This is a genomic window from Bariatricus sp. HCP28S3_A4, assembly GCF_052066395.1.
In the GTDB taxonomy this organism is placed as follows: domain Bacteria; phylum Bacillota; class Clostridia; order Lachnospirales; family Lachnospiraceae; genus Allocoprococcus.
Map to the genome: position 1 here is coordinate 1 of NZ_JBQHSE010000072.1, position 2,843 is coordinate 2,843.

A 2,843-nucleotide genomic window follows, 5' to 3' on the forward strand; every position below is an offset into this window, starting at 1 on the left:
GTACCTTATCTCGCAGACCGGTTTCATAGCTTTCATCTGGAAGAGATAAAAGAATTTTTATTTCCTGTCTGGTAAATACAGCTCTTGCTTTCTTCTTTCCCTTCTTCACAGTGATTATTCCGGTGCTCTTTGAGCCACCTGTCCGGACTTTGAGAGCCACCGTTCCGGAGAAGCGGAGCCACATATTCCGGTAATTCAGAGCCACTTTGCAAGACTCTATTACATATATTTTCCTTTATACTGTAGATACACACCTTTGGTGTGAATACAGATAAAGGAGGTCGTAATTATGACCAAATATCGTGAAATCCTACGTTTGAAAAGCTTAGGATTCAGTGAGCGGAACATCGCACAAAGTTGTGGTGTGTCCAGAAACACAGTTGCCAAGGTCCTGAAGAAAGCAACGGAAATGAGTTTATCATGGCCGTTGGATTTTGACATGACCGACAGCACACTTGAAGAGCTGATGTTCCCCAAGGATAAGTCAGCAACGAATAAACGTATGCCTGACTTTGACTACATCCGTAAAGAACTTCTGCGTAATGGAGTCAACAAAAAACTTCTCTGGGTAGAATACTGCGAGGAATGCCGTATGAATGGCGAGAATCCTCTGATGTATTCTCAGTTCTGCTATTACATCCAAAAAGATGAGGAAAAACGCAGAGCTACCATGCACATCCCAAGAAAACCAGGTCAACAGATTGAAGTAGACTGGGCAGGGGATCCTGCTCACATTATCGATCCAGATACCGGAGAAATCATAGATGCATGGATTTTTGTAGGTGTCTTAACTTACAGCCAGTATGCTTTTGTGAAGGCATATATGGATGAAAAAACGAACAACTGGATCAAAGCTCATATTCAGATGTTTGAATTTTTTGGTGGTGTTACACCAATGCTTGTTTCTGATAACTGCACTACTGCAGTTAATCATGCACAAAGTGACTGGTATACCACCGCTTTAAATACTACTTATCATGAGATGGCAGAACATTATAATCTTGCCATTGTTCCGGCCAGAGCCCGGAAACCCAAGGATAAACCGAATGTAGAAGGATCTGTGGGAAAGATATCCACCTGGATCACCGCAGCCCTTCGCAATGAACAGTTTTTCTCACTTGCAGAATTAAATGCTGCTATCAGGGAAAAACTGGATACCTTTAATGCTCGTAAGTTCCAGAAAAAGGAATGTAGCAGGCTCAGTTTATTTCTTGGGGAAGAAATGCCATTACTGGCTCCGTTGCCTGCCACACCTTTTGAACTGGCTGAGTGGAAACAATCCACCGTCCAATTCAATTATCACATTGCAGTAGACAAGATGTACTACTCCGTGCCTTATCAGTATATCAAAAATAAGGTTGATGTGCGCATAACAGACACAACGGTTGAAATATTTTATAACCACAATCGGATTGCCTCGCACCGCCGGCTTCATGGAAGAAGCGGCCAGTATTCTACGGTAACGGAACATATGCCTCAAGAACACCAGAAATATCTGGAATGGAACGGTGACCGTTTCCGTCGATGGGCAGATTCGATTGGAATTAACACAAGTAAAGTTGTCAATGCAATTCTTACCTCCGGCAGGGTCGAACAGCAGTCTTACAGAAGTTGTATGGGGCTGTTGAAGCTGGCAGAAAAACATTCACCAGCAAAGTTGGAACAAGCCTGTGCCAAAGCACTCTCTTATTCCGGTAAACCCAGCTATAAAAGTATCAAAAATCTATTGGCTACAATGAAAGACAACCCAGAACTCATATCAAATGAGACGGTAACAGCCAAAACAGCAATAAAATCACACGGCATCACAAGAGGAGCCGCATACTATGGAGGTAAAAGATCATGACAAATCAAAGTACAATCGATAAACTTATTGAAATGCGGCTGACATCAATGGCCGATGCATTCCGAATCCAGATGGATGATGCCACAATGAAAGAAGTACCTTTTGAGGATCGTTTTGGTATGCTTGTTGATGTGGAATACACCAACCGTAAAAACAATCGTTTAAAAAGACTGATTCGTCAGGCTGAGTTTGAACAGCCTGATGCCAGTATTGCAGCGATTGATTATCATTCTGGTCGAAAGCTGAATAAAGCGTTGATCAGCCGTCTTGCAACCTGTGAATATATCACAGAATACCGAAACATCTTTATTACCGGGGCAACCGGAAGCGGCAAGACCTACATGGCCTGTGCGTTTGGTATGGAAGCCTGCAAGCACTACTATACGGTACGGTATGTACGGCTTCCAGATTTATTACTGGACTTACTGTATTTCGTCAAGTGTTTTTCCCAAAAATCGGAAAGAAAAATTCCCAATCTTAGGAATGGGATATTCCCATATATCAGCAGGAGACATTTTCATATGATTGTGGTGCAGTCTGTCGCATAAGTGCGTGTTCCATTCTGTAGCTCTTCCCTGAAAAGAGGATCAAATGTCCATGATGTACCAGACGATCAATCATTGCAGCAGCCATCTGTTCATCAGTAAATATGCTTCCCCATTTAGAGAATTCCAGATTTGTAGTTAAAATCATGCTTTTACTTTCATAACTGTCTGAAATCACCTGAAACAACAACTCTGATCCGTCTCTGTCTACTGGCACATATCCCCATTCATCAAGAATAAGCAGATCCTGATTGTTCAGATCGTTACGCAGTCGCTCAAGCGTACCATTCTTCCGTGCTTCTGCGAGTTTTAATACAAGCTCTGTTACCGTATAAAATCTTGTTTTATATCCCAACATACAGGCTTTGATACCTGCAGCTATCGCCATATGTGTTTTTCCAACTCCTACAGGTCCATACAGCACGAGATTCTGCTTCTGATTTATAAAACTG

The 2,843-nt window shown here is 42.2% G+C and carries 2 protein-coding genes and 2 pseudogenes; 2 read left to right on the forward strand and 2 right to left on the reverse strand.

Annotated features, from left to right (window positions below; translation table 11 throughout):
* A pseudogene (locus ACTNBF_RS16325) lies at nt 1–205 on the reverse strand (hypothetical protein); the annotation flags it as partial.
* An 84-nt stretch (nt 206–289) separates the two neighbouring features.
* On the opposite strand from ACTNBF_RS16325, the gene istA reads away from it, so the two are divergent.
* Together istA and ACTNBF_RS16335 are read left to right on the forward strand one after the other, a co-directional pair.
* A complete protein-coding gene (gene istA / locus ACTNBF_RS16330) occupies nt 290–1,846 on the forward strand; it encodes an IS21 family transposase (RefSeq protein WP_291811622.1) in 1,557 nt (518 codons plus the stop codon).
* Nucleotides 1,843–2,271 (forward strand): annotated as a pseudogene (locus tag ACTNBF_RS16335) (ATP-binding protein); the annotation flags it as partial. The gene istA and the pseudogene ACTNBF_RS16335, both read left to right, overlap by 4 nt.
* Nucleotides 2,272–2,347: 76 nt before the next feature.
* On the opposite strand, the gene istB reads toward ACTNBF_RS16335, so the two are convergent.
* Nucleotides 2,348–2,843: IS21-like element helper ATPase IstB (gene istB / locus ACTNBF_RS16340; RefSeq protein WP_441089694.1), on the reverse strand; the 496-nt coding region annotated here is incomplete at its 5' end.

What these genes read in the sequence shown, in the direction of transcription:
- istA (WP_291811622.1), top strand. Translation starts at nt 290, where the DNA reads ATGACCAAATATCGTGAAATCCTACGTTTGAAAAGCTTAGGATTCAGT.